Genomic DNA, 17,804 nt, shown 5'->3' with positions numbered 1-17,804 from the left:
AGGCCCTTATTCGTCGCTCGATTTGCCGCTCGCGCCGGGCACCTCGGCTGCCGCCTTGCGGCGCGCCTCGATGCGGTCATGGCGCTCGACGCCGATCAGTTCGGCGACGCGCCAGACCGTATTGTCCTCGAGTTCATGGAGTTCGCCATCGGCATAGACGATCTCCCACATCAAGCCGATGAACCCCTTGCGCGCCTCGGTGTCGAGATGGCGCTTGAGCACGCTGGTGAAGGCGTAGAGGTCGATCGCTTCATTGTCGGCGCGCTCGCCGGCCGCGGCCAGCGCATCGAGCTCCGCCCCACTTACAGAATAGGTCTCGGCTAAGATATCCTTGAACCGCTCCCACTCGACGTCCTGGCGTACGCCGTCGGCGTTCATGACGTGGTAGAGCAGCGCGGATGCCGCGACGCGCGGATCGTCGGCGCTGGGCTTGGCCTCGCCACCCGGCAGATCCCTCAGGAATGAAAGCACGCGTTCGAACATCGACGGTTTTTCCCTATCCACCAAACCCAGCCTCAAAACAACCGAAACCGGCGTGGCGATTTTTCCGCCTCGTCTTCCGGCGCGACACCGGGATCGTCTGGCAGCCGGGTCAATTCCTCGGCCGGCCCAACCGGTTCGGCATCGGCAGACACCGCGGCAAAGCCGGCAGCCGTGACCGGCCTGACCGGATCGCCGCCGGCCGAACTTGCCGGTTCGTCCGGCCTGTCGGCCGAAACGGAGTGATTGTCGGCATCGACAACGCTCTCTTTGGCCAGTTGCGCGGGCGCGGGAATCGCAGCCGCCGGCCTATCCTCATGGCTGTCGATCAACTGTCCCAGCCGCTCCATCGGCGCGCGCCAGGTGAAGGCATCGAGCCTGCCGGTCGCCGGCGATACCGGCGCCCAGCGCTCCGAGACCACGCCGTCGGCAACCCAGGCCGGATCGCGCGGCGCGCGCACCGCCTTGGACAGAAGCTGCCGCACCTTGCCCTGGTCGCCGGTCTCGGCTTCCTCGATATCGGCGAGCAGCAGATAGGCGCCCTCGCGGCGGTCCATGCGGATCGCGGCCTCGGCCTCGCGACGTGCGGTGGCGAAATCCTGCGCATCGAGCGCGGCGCGCGCCACGACCATCGAGGATTCGGCATGGTTCTTCTTCAGATCCTGCAGCTTCTTCGCCCGGTTGAGGCGGTCGAGCACGGCATCACCCGGCCTTGCATGCGTGTAGAGCTCGGCAACGTCCGGATGCGGCTCGGCCTTCCACGCCGTCTCCAGGATCTTGGAGCCCTTGCGCACATCGTTTTGCCGGAAAACCATGTCGGCTGCGATAACCGCCGCCGGCGCGAAATCGGGCGCCAGCTTGTTGGCTTCGAGCGCCGCGGTCCGCGCGGCATTCGGGTCGCTGTCGACCAGCGCCTGCGCCTTGGCGGTGAGCAGGACCGCACGGCGGCGGTTGGCGGCGTCGCGCTCGATCTGCCGAGTCGATTTCTGCGTTTCGACCAGCTTCAACGCGCCGTCCCAGTCGCCGCGCTCGGTCAATTCCTCCAGCGTCGATTCCGCCGCCCAGGCAAGCTGCGGCGCGACAGCCGCGGCGCGGCCGGCATAGTGGCGCGCGGCGTTGCGGTCGCCCAGGCGCTCGGCCTCGAGATAGAGCCCGCGCAGGCCGAGCAGCCGCATTTCGGGATCGTCGAGCATACGCTCGAATTTCTCGCGCGCGCCTTCATGGTCGCCTTCGAGCAGCGAGGCCTGCGCGTCGAGCAGGTTGATCAGCGGCTCCTGGTCGGAGCTGATCAGTTTCGCCGCCTCCTTGGTCTTCTTGCGCGCCAGCGCGCCGTCGCCGGCGCCGGCCGCGATCATGCCGGTCGACAGTGCCTGATAGCCGCGATCGCGGCGGCGCACCCGGAAATAGCGCGAGATCGTGTAGGGGCTGTTCCACAGCGACTTGACCAGCCACCACAGGATCATCACCGCGGCGACCACGGTAACGATCGCCACCGCCGCCACCATCAGGCTGATCTGGTACTGGTAGCCGCCGAAGGTGATGAGCATCTCGCCCGGGCGATCGGCCAGCCAGGCAAAGCCCAGCCCCAGCGCAAAGACGACAGCGAGGAAGATGAGGATGCGGATCATCTGGCCACCTTCACGTCTTCATCGCGCCGGCAATCAGCGAATCGATCTGCTTCTCGACGTCGATCCGCGCCTTTAGTTTGCCGGCAAAATCGGCGCCGGCGGCCTTCACGGCATCGGGCAGCGTGTCGTATTCGGTGAGCGCCTTGGCGTAGTCGCCCTGGTTGACCGCCACCTCCATGCGCGCCACGGTTTCGGGCGCGCCTTTGCCTTCGACGGCGCCGACCGGCCGCACCTTGACCAGCGATTGCGCACTCGACACCAGGCTCTGGAAGAAGCCGGCATTCTGGTCGACCGGCGTTGCCGCCTCGACCATGGCGTTGGCGGCCGCATCCATTTCCGAAGCGATGACGGCGCGGGTGGAGACGCCCTTTTCGGCATAGGGGCGCAGCGCCGCGACTTCGGGCGCATTCGGCGCGATCGCGGCGAAGGTCTCGAGTTCCGTCGCAAACGGCGCGCCGCGATCGAGCGCGGCCTTCAGCGCCGAGGCGCCGATGGCCAAGGCGATCTTCGGCTGCGAGGCCTGCGCCTCGACCTTGCCGGAAAGCTGTGACACCGACTGCTCCAGCGCCGCGACCCGGCCATCCTCGGCCTTGGCGGCGTCGCCGGCCGATTTGACCAGAGTGTCGAGGCCGGTGATCTTTTCGTTGAGCGGGGCGAGATCGACAGGCGCGGCGTTGCCGGATTTTTGCAGAGCGGCGACAGTCGTCTCGATCTGCCCGACCTTGTCATTGAGCGCCTTCAGCGCCGTGCCGTCGCTGCCGGCCTGTCCTGCGGTGGACTTCAGCGCCGCGATGTCCGTCTTGACCTGCTCCAGCGCCGAGGAGAGACCATCGACCTTGGCTGCGGCGCCGGTATCGCTGCTTTCCTTTAGGGTTGCGATCTCGCTCTTCAACGAAGCGATCTCGCCATTGACGCCGTCGAGCGATCCAGCGCCGGAGCCCGGCGCGCCGAGCAGGCCGACGGCCTGCAGCAGGCCGGCGCCGGCCAGCGCGATCACGCCGCCGATGACGCCGGCGGCGATAGCGTTGACGCCTGTTCTGCGTGATGGCTGCAACACGCGATCAGCGCTCCTCGTCTCGTTTGCCTTGGAAGCCGAGGCGTTGGCCGATGACGCGGCCGACGCGGCATCCTGGAAATCATAGCCTGAACTCCCGACATTGCTCTTGGCCGAGCTCTTGGGCGCATCCGATGAAGCCGGCGAGCCGCCGGGATAGGGCGCCTCCGGCTCATCCTTGCCGCTGGCTTCGGACTTGTCGGGTCCCGCCTGTCCAGTATCGCTGTGTTCCCACGGCTCGATGTCGGCCTGCTCGGCATGGATCGGTTCTTGCGGAACATCCGGCTGCGGTACCGCTGCCTCTTCCTCGGCTCTTGCCTCTTCGGCCGGCGCATTTGCGGCCTCGGCCTTGGCGGCATCCTCGTCGGTGATTCGCGAGACGGCGCCGGGCTCGAGTTCGATCGTCACCGGCTCCCGCCGGCTCTTCGAATGTCGCATCTTCGGCGTCTTGACCATGCTTGGGCTCCACGAACTGGCTTGAGGATGGTTCAATGGGTCTAGAGGATGCTCTAGCACATCACCATGCGGTGAAAAGGGGCGGTGTGATGACGCGGCCTATCGCTGCGGCGACAAAAGCTTGAGAAGCGCGTCTTCATCCGGTTGCTGCGCGATCCGGATCTTGCGTCCGGCGATCCGGTCGAGGGGCGCGGCAACCCGGTTTGAAAGTGCCAAAAATTCAGCTGTTTCGAAGAGATGGCGAAGCGCCGGGCGCCCTATCAGCTTGATAAGCGCCGCGGTCGCCTTGGCCGAATAGAGCAGCACGGCCTCCACCGTCTCGTTCGACAATCGCGCCAGCACATCGGCATCGTCATAGTCGATCTCGACCGTGTCATAGGTCTCGACGGCCTCGACGCCTACGCCCGCCGACGCCAGCCGCGCTTCGAAGGCCGGGAACCGCACGCGGCCGCAGAGATAGACGATCGCCTTGCCGGCCAGGTCGACGGCGATGGCATCGGCCAGCGCTGCTGCATCGCCCGGGCCTTCGCTGACGGATGAAAATCCCGCCGCGCGGCAGGCCTCCGCTGTCCTTTTGCCGACCGCATGGCAAGGCAGCGCGGCAAGCGCCGCGATCAGCGCCTTCGGTGCATGGCGCACCGCATTGGCGCTGGTGACGGCGATAGCGATTGCATTGCCCGGGTTGGCTTCGACGGTGAGAGGCACCGTCTGCGTCAGCGGCAGCAGGATCGGCTGAAAACCCTGGGCCTCGAGCAGCGCGGCTGTGCGCGAAGCGCCCGGCTCCGGCCTCGTCACCAGGACGCGGACCATATCAAGCCCAGCCGTCGAAGAATGTGGCACCTGCCTTGCCACGAACAATTCCCGCCGCTTCCGCGCCGATGTCGGCGGCATCGTGTGCCTGGCCGTCCAACCGGACCTCATGCCATTGCGTGCCGTCCGGCGAAATGATCAGGCCGGCAAAGGACAATTTTTCGCCGGCGGCCGTCGCATAGCCGGCGATCGGCGTGCGGCAGGAACCGTCGAGCGCGGCCAGGAAGGCGCGCTCGCAGGCGAGCGCCTGGCCGGTCGGCACATGGTGAACTGCCTCAAGCATCTTTTCGACGTCGCGGTCGCCAATGCGGGTTTCGATGCCGATCGCGCCTTGCCCCGGCGCCGGCGGAAAATCCTCCAGCGGCATCAGGTCGGTGACGACGGTTTCGAGTCCGAGCCGCCTCAGACCGGCATAGGCCAGGATGGTGCCGTCGGCGATGCCTTCATCCAGCTTGCGCAATCTCGTCTGCACATTGCCGCGGAACATCACCACGTCGAGATCCGGCCGCATGCGCCGGATCAGCGCCTGGCGCCTCAGCGACGACGAGCCGACCCGGGCGCCTTGCGGCAGGTCGGCGATCCGCTTCGCCGCCTTGCCGATAAAGGCGTCGCGCGCGTCTTCGCGCGGCAGGAAGGCGGAAAGCTCCAGACCACCCGGCAGCACCGTCGGCATGTCCTTGGACGAATGCACGGCGATGTCGATGCGGCGTTCGAGCAGCGCCTCCTCGATCTCCTTGGTGAACAGGCCCTTGCCGCCGGCTTCCGACAGCGGCCGATCCTGGATGCGGTCGCCGCTGGTCGAGATGACCATCACCTCGAACGCCTGCTCGGGCAGGCCGTGCGCCTGCATCAGCCGCGCTTGCGTCTCATGCGCCTGGGCCAGCGCCAGCGGGCTGCCGCGTGTTCCGATTTTCAAAGTTTGCATGGCGCGCGGTCCGTGATAACCCCCGAGAGAACTCGAGGTCTGCAAGGCCTGTTCCTAATTGGGAATGGCCAGTGACACAATCTTTAGGAACAGCGACCAATTGATCCGCGTTCTGGGCATTGAAACGAGCTGCGACGAAACGGCGGCCAGCGTGGTGGCGCTGGACGGCGACGCCGCGCCCGAGATTCTGTCCAACGTGGTGCTTTCGCAGATCGAGGAGCATGCCGCCTTTGGCGGCGTCGTGCCGGAGATCGCCGCGCGCGCCCATGTCGAAGCGCTGGATGGCATCGTCGAGGCCGCGCTTGCCGATTCGTCGGTGTCGCTCGACGAGATCGACGCCATCGCCGCAACGGCGGGCCCAGGCCTGGTCGGCGGGCTGATCGTCGGCCTGATGACGGCCAAGGCCATCGCCGCCGCTGCCAACAAGCCGCTGATCGCCATCAACCACCTCGAGGGCCACGCGCTGACCGCGCGGCTGACCGACGGCCTCGATTTTCCCTACCTGCTGTTGCTCGTCTCCGGCGGTCACACCCAGATCGTCGCGGTGCGCGGCGTCGGCGACTATCAGCGTTGGGCGACCACCATCGACGACGCATTGGGCGAAGCCTTCGACAAGACCGCCAAGATGCTTGGCCTGCCCTATCCGGGCGGCCCGAATGTCGAGAAGGCGGCAGCCGGCGGCGATGCCCGCCGCTTCGCCTTCCCGCGCCCGATGAAAGGCTCGGCGCAGCCCGATTTCTCGTTCTCCGGCCTGAAGACGGCCGTGCGCCAGGCGGCGACCGCGATTGTGCCGTTGAGCGACCGGGACGTCGCCGATATCTGCGCTTCCTTCCAGGCGGCAGTGGCGGACGCGCTGGGCGATCGCGTGGCGCGCGCGCTCACCCGCTTCCGCCAGGAATTTCCCGACGCGAAGCAGCCGGCCCTCGTCGTTGCCGGCGGCGTTGCCGCCAACCGGACGATCAAGGCGACCCTCGAAACGCTTTGCGCCGACGCTGGCTTTGCTTTTATCGCGCCGCCGCAAAAGCTCTGCACCGACAACGCCGCGATGATCGCCTGGGCCGGCATCGAGCGGCTGCGCGCCGGCATCGCCGGCGAGAACACCGCCGACTTCGTGCCGCGTTCGCGCTGGCCGCTCGACAGCATTTCCACACCCCTGGTCGGCTCGGGCCGGCGCGGTGCCAAGGCATGAGCAGCAAAAGATCGGAAAGCGGCTGGCGCGTTGGCGTGCTCGGCGGCGGCGCCTGGGGCACCGCGCTGGCGCTCGCCATGTTGCGCGCCGGCCATTCCGTGCGACTCTATGCGCGCGATGAGGAAACCATCGCCGCCATCCGCCGCGGCGAAAACCCGCGCTATTTGCCCGGCGTCAGGATCGAGCCCGGCATTGTTGCAACCGGCGACATTGGCGCCGCGCTTGACGGTGTCGACTGCGTGCTGGCGGTGACGCCGGCGCAGTCGTTGCGCGCGGTGCTCGCGCAAGCGGCCGGCCATGTTCCTGGAGGCGTGCCGCTGGTGCTGTGCGCCAAGGGTATCGAGCGCGATACCGGCGCGCTGTTATCCTCCATCGTCGAAGAAAACCTGCCTGGCAATCCGGTCGCGGCACTCTCCGGCCCAAGCTTTGCCAGTGACGTCGCCCGCGGCCTGCCGACGGCGGTCGTAGTGGCTGCCCGCGAGGCGGAGCTGGCGGCCGACCTTGCCGCCCGCTTCTCAGCCGAAAACCTGCGCTGCTATTCCAGCGACGATTTGATCGGCGTCGAGATCGGCGGCGCGCTGAAGAACGTTTTTGCCATCGCCGCCGGCGCGGTGACCGGCGCCGGGTTAGGGGCCAGCGCCCAGGCCGCCATGGTGACGCGCGGTTTTGTCGAACTGCGCCGCATCGGCGCCGCTTTTGGGGCCAAGCCGGAGACGCTGATGGGCCTTTCCGGCCTTGGCGACCTGTTGCTCACCTGCTCATCGTCGCAGTCGCGCAATTTCGCCTATGGCCTGGCGCTCGGCCAGGGCAAGGAGCTTACCGGCCTGCCGCTGGCCGAGGGTGTGCCGACGGCAGGTATCGCTGCCCGCATCGCGGTCGAGCGCGGCGTCGAGGCGCCGATCATTGCCGCCGTCGCCGCCATTCTCGATGGCAAGGTGACCATCGGCCAGGCCGTCACGGCGTTGATGACGCGGCCGCTCAAAACCGAAACCGACATCTGAAACCAGCGGAGTTGAAAAAGATGCTTTTTGCGTTTGTTTGCAAGGATAAACCCGACAGCCTGCAGCTGCGTATCGACACGCGGCCGCCGCATGTTGCCTTCCTCGAGGGCCTGAACGCCGAGGGTAAGCTCGCCTTTGCCGGCCCTTTCCTCAATGCCGAGGGCAAGCCTGACGGCAGCCTGGTGGTGGTCGAAGCGCCGGATCTGGCCGCGGCTCAGGCGCTGTCGGCGGCCGACCCTTATGCCAAGGCCGGCCTGTTCGCGAGTGTCGAAATCCGCCAGTGGAACTGGACCTTCAACAAGCCTGCGGCTAGTTAATTCGGATCGATCGCGCCAGACGCAATTTCAGGAAAAGTGTCACACGGTTTTCCGTCAGGAATTGCGTCAAAAAGACAGAGGAGCAACAATGAACTACTGGCTGTTCAAGTCCGAACCCTCGGTCTTTTCCTTCGAGGCGCTGAAGGCCAAGGGCAAGGCCGGCACGCAATGGGACGGTGTGCGCAACTACGCCGCCCGCAACAACATGAAGGCGATGCAGATCGGCGATCTCGGCTTCTTCTATCATTCCAATGAAGGGCTGAACATCGTCGGCATCGCCGAAGTCTGCGCGCTTGCCCATCCCGACACCACCACCGACGATCCACGCTGGGAATGCGTCGACATCCGTGCCTTCAAACCCGTGCCGAAGCCGGTGACGCTGGAAGAGGTCAAGGCCAATCCGAAGCTCGCCGACATGGCGCTGGTGCGCCTTGGCCGGCTTTCCGTGCAGCCGGTGACCCCGGCCGAATGGAAAGAGGTCTGCCGGATGGTCGAGCTCCACCCGGCGCCGTGACCAGGCTGACCCCGGACACGGCAAGAAAATTCATCCTCGACAACACGGCGCTGATGGCGCCGCCACATGTGCCGGAAGTGTTTTTGCACCTCGCCGACGAGGCACATGCATTGTGGCTGCGCACCGAGGAGGAGCTGGCCGAGATCGGCCTGCCGCCGCCTTTCTGGGCCTTTGCCTGGGCCGGCGGCCAGGGCCTTGCCCGCTACGTGCTCGACCACCCGGAGTGCGTGCGCGGTAAGCGCGTGCTCGACTTTGCCTCCGGTTCGGGTCTGGTCGCCATCGCGGCCGCCAAGGCCGGCGCGGCGAAGGTGATCGCGGCCGATATCGATCCGTTCTGCGAGACGGCAATCGCCCTCAACCTGGAGGCCAACGGCGTGAAGGCGTCTTTCCGGGGCACGGACTGCATCGGCATGGATGAAGGCTGGGACGTCGTACTTGCCGGCGATGTCTTTTACGACAAGGCTTTCGCCGACAGGCTGATGCCATGGTTCACCACGCTGGTGGCGCGCGGCGCCGACATCCTGGTTGGCGATCCCGGCCGCGCCTATCTGCCCAAGGCCGGGCTGCAATCGCTCGCCATCTACCAGGTGCCGGTGACGCGTGTGCTTGAGGACGCCGAGGTCAAGCGCACGACGGTGTGGCGCCTGATGCATGTCGCGCAAAAGTGACCTCGGTTTTGCGACAACGACATGCATCAAGCAAAAAGAGCCTGCTGCTTGACGCCGCCGCCGAACAGGGATTCCATCGGCCATCGAGCAGGCATGTCGTTGCCAGCCCCGCTGCGCATCCACACGACACGCATTCAGGAGGGGGTTCATGGATTTTTCGGTGGTGAATTGGCTGGCGGTGATTGTCGCCGCCGTGGTCGCGTGGCTGTTTGGCGCGGTCTGGTACATGGCGCTGAGCAAACCCTGGATGAAGGCGGCCAAAATCGAACCGGCAAACAAGAAGCCCTCCATTGCTCCCTTCATCATCAGCTTCGTTGCCGAGGTGGTCATGGCGTTCGTCCTCACCCTGGTGGTCGGCGCGATGACCGGGGGCGAGCCAAACCCGCTTGCCGGCGTCATCTTCGGCTTCGTGCTCTGGCTGGGCTTTGTTGCCACCACGATTACCGCCAACCACCGCTATCAAGGCTTCGGCTGGGATCTCACCCTGCTCGATGCCGGCCATTGGCTGGGCGTGCTGCTGATCATCGGCGCCGTGATCGGCTGGTTCGGCGCGCCGGCCGCACCGGCGGGCTGAGCCGACGTCGAGATCGAGGTCAGGCCGCACTTGCAGATCGGCCACACCTGAATCCTATGTCGGCGTTTTCGCCACCTCGTCCAGCAACCACGCGCGAAAGGCGATGATGCGGGCATCGTCTTTCGTTGCCTGCGGATAAACCAGGAAATAGGCGAAGTCCGCCGCGACCTTGATTCCGAGCTCGAAGGGCCGCACCAACCGCCCCTGCGAAAGATCGCTGGCGACCATGGCGAAATCGGCCAGCGCCACGGCATTGCCGTCGAGCGCGGCTTGCGTGGCGTCGGTTGACGACCCGAACACGAGCGTGCGGCTGTCGTCGAAGTCCTCGACGCCGGCCGCCTGCATCCACATGCGCCAGTTCGGCCAGGTCACACCCTGCCGCGACCATTCGATATGCGCCAAGGTGTGATGGAAAAGGTCGCGCGGTTCCTTGAGCGGCGGACCTGACGCCAACAGCCTCGGGCTGCAGACCGGGATGATGATGTTTTCGAACAGCCGATGCGCGACAAGCCCCGGATATTTGCCGGTGCCGAAGCGGATGCCGACATCGACGTCGTCGAGATCGAAATCCCTGACATCGTAGCTGATGTCGAAGCGCAGCTCGATGCCGGGTTTGTATTTGTGGAAATCGTCGACGCGACGCATCAGCCACTTCGTCGCGAACTGCGCGTCGAGCGTCACCTTCAACAGCGCCGTGCCACGCGTCATCTTGCGGGCGCGGCTGACGGCTCGGTTGAGCAGGTCGAGCGCGTCGACCGAGGCATCGAGCAGCACAGTGCCCGCCTCCGTCAGCCGGATCGTCCGGCTGGTACGCGTGAACAGCACCAGATCAAGCTGATCCTCGATTTCCTTGATCTGATGGCTGACCGCCGCCGGCGTCAGCCCGAGCTCATCGGCGGCGCGCGTGAAATTGAGATGTCGGGCGGCTGCCTCGAAGGTCCGCAGCGCACGCGTCCCGGGCAACAGGTTGGACATCCGATCTCCAAATTAAACTTGATGATCTGAAAAGAACTACTCGTTTCCCGTTTGTTTTTCAATCCGTAATGATGGACGCAATCGAAACACCATCAAACCGGATTTGATATCCGGAGAAGCCGGAAAGCACCATGTCGGAGATCGTTCTGAAGTCTCACACCGCCCTGAAATCACCCGTATCGCATTGGCTGCGGGCAATTTTCGACTGGCTGCGTCAGGCCAATGTCGCCGCGCGGCTTCCGCTGGAGTCGGTCGACGACCTCTCCGACCGCCAGTTGCGCGACATCGGCGCGGGGCGTCACGATATCGCCAAGGCAATAGACCGGGAACTTCGTGAGATCGGGCTGCTGGGCACGGGCTGGCAGCAGCGCAGATAGGCAATAGGCGTTAGGGAGTAGGCAATAGGGGAAAGAGAACCCCTACTCCCTACTCCCTACTCCCTACTCCCTACTCCCTATTCCCTACTCCCCTACCTCACCACCTTCACCACCGTCCTGTCCGACAGCAACGGCAACAGCCTCGCCATGGTGCGCGCCGTCACCGCCACGCAGCCCTGGGTCGGCGTGAAGCCCGGGCGCGCCAGGTGGAAGAAGATCGCGCTGCCGCGCCCGCGCCGGCGCGGCGCGATGTTCCAGTCGAGCACCAGGCAGACATCGTAGAGGCGGTCGTCTCGCTTCATCCGCTCGTGGCTGGCGCCATAGGGGATCTTCACCGGACGGTTGTAGTTGCGGTCGTCCGGTACCTCGCACCAGCCGAGATCCGGGCCGATCGGCGCCATCGCAAGCCGCGTCCTGCGGCCGCCTGGAAAATGATCGCCCCGAAAATAACCCGACAGGATGCGCATCGACGCCAGGGGCGTCGCGCCGTCGCCCTCATGCTTGTTGGCGGTGATGCCGCTGCGCCCCAAGGCGCAGGGAAACACCGTTTTGCCGGCTTGCAGGAACCCTTGAGAGGGGTTGCCGGGCCGCGCCCGCACCACCAAAACACGCAAGGCTTTTGGCAAAAATGCGCCTGCCGCATTGCGCGCGCGTTTTTTCTTGTATGATCGTGTCACGGAACAAATCACTGTGATCGGCTGTTGCGCCGGTGAGCTTCCGCATAAATGGGGGGAGGTCAACTGAATATTCTTTTTAAAACAACGGATTGATCCATGACATCACGCACCATTCTGATCGTTGACGATGACGACGACCTGCGCGCCACTCTTGTCGAGCAGCTAGCCCTCTACGAAGAGTTCGACGTCCAGCAGGAATCCACTGCCGCCAAAGGCGTCGCCGCGGCGCGCAGCGGCGTTGTCGACCTGCTCATCATGGATGTCGGCCTGCCCGATATGGATGGCCGCGAGGCGGTTAAGATCCTGCGCAAGGGCGGCTACAAGGCGCCGATCATCATGCTGACCGGCCACGACACCGATTCCGACACGATTCTCGGACTCGAGGCCGGCGCCAACGACTATGTGACCAAGCCGTTCCGCTTCGCGGTGCTGCTTGCGCGCATCCGCGCCCAGTTGCGCCAGCATGAGCAAAGCGAGGATGCCACCTTCTCGGTCGGCCCCTATACCTTCAAGCCGAGCCAGAAGCTTCTGATCGACCCGCGCGGCGCCAAGGTGCGGCTCACCGAGAAGGAAGCCTCGATCATCAAGTACCTCTATCGCGCCGACCAAAAGGTGGTGACGCGCGACGTGCTGCTTGAAGAAGTGTGGGGCTACAATTCAGGCGTCACCACGCACACGCTGGAAACCCACGTCTACAGGCTGCGCCAGAAGATCGAACGAGATCCTTCCAATGCCGAAATTCTTGTGACAGAAAGCGGCGGCTACAAGCTGGTTCCTTAAACATTTAATGATCTAAGGCAATTCCAGGAAAAGTGTGACGCGGTTTTCCGTCCGGAATTGCGCCAAAGAGACAGAGCGGTCGGGCGGGACCGCTTCAGGTTCGATCCTGGTGCTGGAGGGTGATGGATCGGCTCGCTGGATGCCTCGCACGAAATGCGCGGGCTGTAAGTGTTGGAGCGAAACAGCGCGTCCCCAAGGACGCGCCGCTCCAAAGGAGGGACTGGACTGACCGCTCGGGGACACAGCTAGGATGGCGCTGGATGACGACATCCGCATCCTGTCCAGCGTGAAGCTTTTTCAGGGCTTTACGCAGGAACAGCTGCGCCTGCTCGCCTTTGGCGCCGAGGCCACCTCGCTCCAGGCCGAGCGTAAGCTTTACCGCGAGGACGACGAGGCCGATTCGGCCTATATCGTGGTCAAGGGCCGGATCGCGCTCTATCGCGAACAGAATGGCGAGCGCATCCCGATCGGCACCGCCGGCCCTGGATCGATGCTGAGCGAGCTCGCCTTGATCGCAGACACCAAGCGCCTGACCAGCGCGTCGGCTGCGGTCGATTCGGAAGTGATCCGCCTGAGCCGCAAAATGTTTCGCCGCATCCTGGAGGAGTATCCTGACGTCGCAGTGCAACTGCACGCGCGCATCCTGGAGGAATTCCAGCAGATGATCGCCCGCATCGAGGAACTGGCGCCGCGCTTTACGGGGTGATGCATAAAAGACGGCTCAATGGCGGCTCGTCATTCCAGGGCGGAGTAAGGACCAAAGCGACGCGCGCAGACCCTAGGATGACGAACGTGAGGGCTTGCGCCCCTTAACCGTCACTTGGCGTCAGTCCAAATCAAAGCGCGCAATCACCGGCACATGGTCCGACGGCTTGTCCCACCCCCGCGCGGCCTGCAGGATCTCGTAGCCGGTGAAATTCGGCACCAGATTGGCGGATGACCAGACATGGTCGAGCCGGCGCCCACGCCCCGAGGCCTCCCAGTCTTTCGCGCGATAGCTCCACCAGGTGTAGAGCTTCTGCTCGACCGGCACGTTGAGCCGCATCAGGTCGACCCAGCCGCCGGCCTTGCGCATTGCCTCGAAATTCTCCGTCTCGACCGGCGTATGGCTGACGACGTTGAGCAATTGCTTGTGCGACCAGACGTCGTGCTCCTGCGGCGCGATGTTCAAATCGCCGACCAGGATCGACGAGGACAGTTCGTCCTGGCTTGCCGGCATGCCGTTCATCTCGGCGACGAAATCGAGCTTGTGCCGGAATTTGCGGTTGATCTGAGGATCCGGTTCGTCGCCGCCGGCCGGGACATAGAAATTATGCACCAGGATCGATCTGTTGCCGGCCTGGACCTTGACCGACAGATGCCGGCTATCTTCGATCTCGCAGAACCGCCGCTTCTCGACCAGCTCGATCGGCCGGCGCGCGACGGTGGCGACGCCGTGATAGCCCTTCTGGCCGTGGAACAGGATGTGCCTGTAGCCGGCCTTGCGGAAAGCCTTTTCCGGAAACAGCTCGTCCGGCACCTTGGTTTCCTGCAGGCACAGCACATCAGGCGCGTATTCGTCCAACAGCCGCTCGACGATCGGCATGCGCAGACGCACGGAGTTAATGTTCCAGGTGGCAATGGTGAAAGGCATGCGGCGGGTCCGAAAGAAGGTCGCCGATCTACTGCCAGCCGCGCGTCAGAAAGACAAGCTGAGCGATAATTACCGGGGGCCAGCGCCGCCCCTCATTGCCCTGCCGGGCATTTCTCCCGTAAACGGGGAGAAAGAGCCTATCTTGTCTTCGTGTTCACCTCGCGGTTGGCCGTATAGTCGATGGCGAATGTATCGGCCGGGAAGCTGACGCCTTCCTTGGTGTTGAAGATCATCACCGTCGTGTCTTTGCCTTGAGCGTCGGTGATCGTCCACTGGCGCAAATCATAGGTTTTCGGGTCGAACATCATGGTGATCATCGCATTGCCGAAGACCGACTTGTCGGAGAGCTTGATGGTGGTGAGGTCGTCCTCTTCCTTGATTGCCTTCACGCGGCCGCCTGAGAGATCGATGCGGTCGTCGAGGAGCAATTTCAGCGGCGTCTTCGACAGCGGATAAAGGTCGGACGTGTTGAGCTTCTTGTTGAGGATGACCACCGACTTGCCGTCGGAAATGACACGGAAATTCGATGAGCCGTCATAGTTGAAGCGGATCTTGCCCGGGCGCTCGAGGAAGAATTTGCCGCCGGTCTGCTCGCCTTTCGGCCCGAACTGCACGAATTCGCCACTCATCGACTTCACCGAGGAGAAATGATCGGCGATCTTCTGCGCCGCCGGCGGCACGGCGGCCTGCGCGGCGGCCACAAGCTGGTATCCGGGCACGAGATTGAGAGCGGCAACCCCGCCAAGCATCAAACCGAAACCAAGCACCTGGCGGCGGGTAAGGGCGAATTCTGTCGGGGTCTTCATGCCGGTCACTTTCTGTGATTCGTGTCGTGGCAGTCTCTGGGCTCCCAGTAGGGCTTAAGTTTGGCGGCTGCGCGACAGTCCGTCGGTAAGGCGCGGGCGACAGTCCGTCGGTGAGGCGCGGGCGACAGCCCGTCGGCTAGGCGCGGGCGACAGCCCGTCGCCCAAAACGCGCCAGTCGACCTCAGGTTGCCTGAAACCGCCAGGCTAGAACTTGTCGTCTTCGGTCGGCACCAGAATTTCACGTTTCCCCGCATGATTGGCCGGGCCGACGATGCCTTCCTTCTCCATTTTCTCGATGATCGAGGCGGCGCGGTTGTAACCGATGCCGAGCCGGCGCTGGATGTAGCTGGTCGAGGCCTTGCCGTCACGCAGCACGACGGCCACCGCCTGGTCGTAAGGATCGTCGGAATCGTCGAAATTGCCGCCGCCCCCGCCGCCGGAACCACCTTTCGCCGACGGACCATCGTCGTCATCTTCGCCGTCGTCTTCGGTGATGGCGTCGAGATATTCCGGCACGCCCTGCAACTTGAGATGCCCGACCACCTTCTCGACCTCGTCATCGGAGACGAACGGGCCGTGCACGCGCTGGATGCGGCCGCCACCGGCCATGTAAAGCATGTCGCCCATGCCGAGCAGCTGCTCGGCGCCCTGTTCGCCCAGGATGGTGCGGCTGTCGATCTTCGAGGTCACCTGGAAGGAGATGCGGGTCGGGAAATTGGCCTTGATGGTGCCGGTGATGACGTCGACCGACGGACGCTGCGTGGCCATGATGACATGGATGCCAGCGGCACGCGCCATCTGCGCCAGGCGCTGCACGGCGCCTTCGATATCCTTGCCGGCCACCATCATCAGGTCGGCCATCTCGTCGATGATGACCACGATATAGGGCATCGGCTCGAGATCGAGATCCTCGGTCTCGTAGATCGCCTCGCCGGTCTGGCGGTCGAAGCCGGTCTGCACCGTGCGCGAGATTTTCTCGCCCTTCTTCTCGGCCAGTTGCACCCGCGCATTGAACCCGTCGATGTTGCGCACACCGACCTTGGACATCTTGCGGTAGCGGTCCTCCATCTCCCGCACCGTCCACTTCAACGCCACCACCGCTTTCTTCGGATCGGTGACGACCGGCGTCAAAAGATGCGGGATGCCGTCATAGACAGAGAGTTCGAGCATTTTCGGATCGATCATGATCAGCCGGCATTCCTGCGGCGTCAGCCGGTAGAGCAGCGACAGGATCATGGTGTTGATGGCGACCGACTTGCCCGAGCCGGTGGTGCCGGCGACCAGCACGTGCGGCATCTTGGCGATATCGACGATGACGGCTTCGCCATTGATGCTTTTGCCGAGGGCCAGCGCCAGCTTCATCTTGGTGGTCTCGAAGTCGCGGCTGGCCATGATCTCGCGCAGGTAGACCGTTTCGCGCTTGGCGTTCGGCAGTTCGATGCCGATGGCGTTGCGGCCTGGCACGACGGCGACGCGGCAGGCGATCGCGCTCATCGAGCGGGCGATGTCGTCGGACAGGCCGATGACGCGCGACGATTTGATGCCAGGCGCCGGCTCCAGCTCGTAGAGGGTGACCACCGGACCGGGGCGCACCGCGATGATCTCGCCCTTGACGCCGAAATCCTCCAGCACGCCTTCGAGCAGGCGGGCGTTCTGCTCCAGCGCATCCTTCGACAGGCTTGCGTCCTTGGCGATGTTCTTCGGTTCGGACAGGAAATGCAGCGACGGCATCTCGAACGTGTCGGAGCCGATCAGCGAGGTCTGCGCCTCGCGCTGCACACGGGCGCCGGGCACCGGACGCGCCGCCGGCGCCTCGACACGGGTCGCTGCATCGGAGCGGAACTGCTGCACCTTGGCGTTCGGCGCGGCGCGGCGCGGCGCCGGCGCCTCGTCATCGAGTTCGTCAAAGTCTGTATCGTCGTCGAAGATGTCCTGGTCGTCCGGATCGACGGACACGCTGCGGTCATTGACCATGGCGGCGAAGAATTCCGGCTCGACTCGGGCGCGGCCGTCCGGACTCATCCGCGCTTCGGCATATTCGGCCGATTCGACCCGCTCGGCGGCACGCCGCCAGGCGCTCGCCTTCGGCTCTATCGGTGGCTTGAACTCGTCGCGCTCCCGCTTGCGGCGCGCGGCGCGGCGATGCAGGAAGGCGCGGAACGACAGCCACCAATGGGTGATGGCGCCGAGCGCCAGGATCCCTTCGTCGCCGTCGTCCTCATCCTCGTCGAACAGCATCTCATCCTGTTCGCGCGGATCGGGCGCAGCGGCGCGCTCCATGACGGCAAAGCCGTTCTTGCGCGCAATCAGCGCCGAACCATAGGCGAACAGCCACAGCGTGGGCGCGGCGAGAATGACCGCGATGATGCTTGCGAAAAGCCCCTTCGGATAGCCGCCGACGGCAATGCCGGGGATCTTCAGCACCATGTCGCCGAACACGCCGCCAAGGCCGGTCGGCAGCGGCCAGGTGTTGGGCGGCGTCACGCAGCCGGCGATGGACGCGGCAAGCAAGGCAAAGCCGAACCAGGCGAGCCCGCGCTTCGGCAGCCTGTCGACACCGCGCGCGGTGAAGAGCAGAAAGCCCCAGACAACCGCCGGCACCAACCCGGCAACCGCGGCCAGGCCGAAGAACTGCATGGCAAGGTCGGAGAACACCGCGCCGGGATAGCCCATGGCGTTGGTGACGACGTTGCTGGTGGCGTGCGAGAAGCTCGGGTCGGCAACGTTCCATGTGGCCAGCGCGGCGACGCCGAAAGCCGTGAACGCGAACAGCCCGGCCCCGACCAGCCGCCCGACCTGGCGCCGCGCGAATGCCTGAAGACCGTTCCCCGTGCCGGTCAGCGCGAGCGGTGCTGAAGCGCCTGAACGCATGCCTCTTCCCCGTTAGTCCGTTGCCTGGCCGGGCGCATGGCGCACCCGGCAGATTCGAACATCAGACTA

19 protein-coding genes are annotated in these 17,804 nt (G+C 64.7%); 9 read left to right on the top strand and 10 right to left on the bottom strand.

What is annotated here, in order from left to right:
- Positions 1–6: 6 nt before the first annotated feature.
- From AB6802_RS18445 to hemC, 5 genes are all read right to left on the bottom strand, one after another.
- A complete protein-coding gene (locus AB6802_RS18445) occupies positions 7–483 on the bottom strand; it encodes a TerB family tellurite resistance protein (protein WP_371011589.1) in 477 nt (158 codons plus the stop codon).
- Between the two features lie 32 nt (positions 484–515).
- On the bottom strand, positions 516–2,108 hold the full coding sequence (locus AB6802_RS18440; protein WP_371011588.1) for a heme biosynthesis protein HemY: 1,593 nt from the start codon (positions 2,106–2,108) through the stop codon (positions 516–518).
- A gap of 10 nt (positions 2,109–2,118) precedes the next feature.
- The gene (locus tag AB6802_RS18435) at positions 2,119–3,618 is read right to left on the bottom strand and encodes a COG4223 family protein (RefSeq protein ID WP_371011587.1); all 1,500 of its coding nucleotides are present in this window, start codon (positions 3,616–3,618) and stop codon (positions 2,119–2,121) included.
- A gap of 99 nt (positions 3,619–3,717) precedes the next feature.
- Positions 3,718–4,428, bottom strand: a complete 711-nt coding sequence (locus AB6802_RS18430) for a uroporphyrinogen-III synthase (RefSeq protein ID WP_371011586.1) — start codon at positions 4,426–4,428, stop codon at positions 3,718–3,720.
- Between the two features lies 1 nt (position 4,429).
- Positions 4,430–5,398 (bottom strand): hydroxymethylbilane synthase, encoded by a 969-nt coding sequence (gene hemC, locus AB6802_RS18425; RefSeq protein ID WP_371011585.1) that lies wholly within the window; start codon positions 5,396–5,398, stop codon positions 4,430–4,432.
- Positions 5,399–5,456: 58 nt separating this feature from the next.
- Here hemC and tsaD point away from each other — a divergent pair, with 58 nt between their 5' ends.
- The 6 genes from tsaD (at position 5,457) to AB6802_RS18395 (ending at position 9,616) form a co-directional block, all read left to right on the top strand.
- A complete protein-coding gene (tsaD, locus tag AB6802_RS18420; RefSeq protein WP_371011672.1) occupies positions 5,457–6,542 on the top strand; it encodes a tRNA (adenosine(37)-N6)-threonylcarbamoyltransferase complex transferase subunit TsaD in 1,086 nt (361 codons plus the stop codon).
- Complete coding sequence (locus tag AB6802_RS18415; RefSeq protein WP_371011584.1) at positions 6,539–7,543, top strand: NAD(P)H-dependent glycerol-3-phosphate dehydrogenase; 1,005 nt, start codon at positions 6,539–6,541, stop codon at positions 7,541–7,543. The genes tsaD and AB6802_RS18415 overlap by 4 nt, the downstream gene beginning before the upstream one ends.
- A gap of 20 nt (positions 7,544–7,563) precedes the next feature.
- Positions 7,564–7,860: a YciI-like protein gene (locus tag AB6802_RS18410; RefSeq protein ID WP_371011583.1), complete on the top strand. Its 297-nt coding sequence runs from the start codon at positions 7,564–7,566 to the stop codon at positions 7,858–7,860.
- An 88-nt stretch (positions 7,861–7,948) separates the two neighbouring features.
- The gene (locus AB6802_RS18405; protein WP_371011582.1) at positions 7,949–8,374 is read left to right on the top strand and encodes an EVE domain-containing protein; all 426 of its coding nucleotides are present in this window, start codon (positions 7,949–7,951) and stop codon (positions 8,372–8,374) included.
- Positions 8,329–9,042, top strand: a complete 714-nt coding sequence (locus AB6802_RS18400; protein WP_371011581.1) for a methyltransferase — start codon at positions 8,329–8,331, stop codon at positions 9,040–9,042. Before AB6802_RS18405 ends, AB6802_RS18400 begins: the two co-directional genes overlap by 46 nt.
- A 148-nt stretch (positions 9,043–9,190) precedes the next feature.
- Complete coding sequence (locus tag AB6802_RS18395; RefSeq protein WP_371011580.1) at positions 9,191–9,616, top strand: DUF1761 domain-containing protein; 426 nt, start codon at positions 9,191–9,193, stop codon at positions 9,614–9,616.
- Between the two features lie 54 nt (positions 9,617–9,670).
- On the opposite strand, the gene gcvA is transcribed toward AB6802_RS18395, so the two are convergent.
- Positions 9,671–10,591 carry a transcriptional regulator GcvA gene (gene gcvA, locus AB6802_RS18390; RefSeq protein ID WP_371011579.1) on the bottom strand — a complete coding sequence of 307 codons (921 nt, stop codon included), beginning with the start codon at positions 10,589–10,591 and terminating at the stop codon, positions 9,671–9,673.
- 131 nt (positions 10,592–10,722) lie between these two features.
- Here gcvA and AB6802_RS18385 point away from each other — a divergent pair, with 131 nt between their 5' ends.
- Positions 10,723–10,968: a hypothetical protein gene (locus AB6802_RS18385; RefSeq protein ID WP_371011578.1), complete on the top strand. Its 246-nt coding sequence runs from the start codon at positions 10,723–10,725 to the stop codon at positions 10,966–10,968.
- 92 nt (positions 10,969–11,060) lie between these two features.
- On the opposite strand, the gene AB6802_RS18380 is transcribed toward AB6802_RS18385, so the two are convergent.
- A complete protein-coding gene (locus tag AB6802_RS18380; RefSeq protein WP_371011577.1) occupies positions 11,061–11,594 on the bottom strand; it encodes a L,D-transpeptidase in 534 nt (177 codons plus the stop codon).
- A gap of 147 nt (positions 11,595–11,741) precedes the next feature.
- Between AB6802_RS18380 and AB6802_RS18375 the strand changes: the two genes are divergently transcribed.
- Together AB6802_RS18375 and AB6802_RS18370 are read left to right on the top strand one after the other, a co-directional pair.
- A complete protein-coding gene (locus AB6802_RS18375; protein ID WP_112128661.1) occupies positions 11,742–12,425 on the top strand; it encodes a response regulator transcription factor in 684 nt (227 codons plus the stop codon).
- 250 nt (positions 12,426–12,675) lie between these two features.
- Positions 12,676–13,131 carry a Crp/Fnr family transcriptional regulator gene (locus tag AB6802_RS18370; RefSeq protein WP_371011576.1) on the top strand — a complete coding sequence of 152 codons (456 nt, stop codon included), beginning with the start codon at positions 12,676–12,678 and terminating at the stop codon, positions 13,129–13,131.
- A gap of 120 nt (positions 13,132–13,251) precedes the next feature.
- On the opposite strand, the gene AB6802_RS18365 is transcribed toward AB6802_RS18370, so the two are convergent.
- The 3 genes from AB6802_RS18365 to AB6802_RS18355 all read right to left on the bottom strand — a co-directional run bounded on the left by AB6802_RS18365 (position 13,252) and on the right by AB6802_RS18355 (position 17,735).
- On the bottom strand, positions 13,252–14,058 hold the full coding sequence (locus AB6802_RS18365) for an exodeoxyribonuclease III (RefSeq protein WP_371011575.1): 807 nt from the start codon (positions 14,056–14,058) through the stop codon (positions 13,252–13,254).
- 137 nt (positions 14,059–14,195) lie between these two features.
- Complete coding sequence (locus AB6802_RS18360; RefSeq protein WP_371011574.1) at positions 14,196–14,864, bottom strand: outer-membrane lipoprotein carrier protein LolA; 669 nt, start codon at positions 14,862–14,864, stop codon at positions 14,196–14,198.
- 204 nt (positions 14,865–15,068) lie between these two features.
- Positions 15,069–17,735, bottom strand: a complete 2,667-nt coding sequence (locus AB6802_RS18355; RefSeq protein WP_371011573.1) for a DNA translocase FtsK — start codon at positions 17,733–17,735, stop codon at positions 15,069–15,071.
- Positions 17,736–17,804 lie beyond the last annotated feature (69 nt).

Source organism: Mesorhizobium sp. RCC_202, assembly GCF_041355295.1.
Lineage (GTDB): Bacteria > Pseudomonadota > Alphaproteobacteria > Rhizobiales > Rhizobiaceae > Mesorhizobium.
This window is presented reverse-complemented; position numbering and strand designations above follow the sequence as displayed.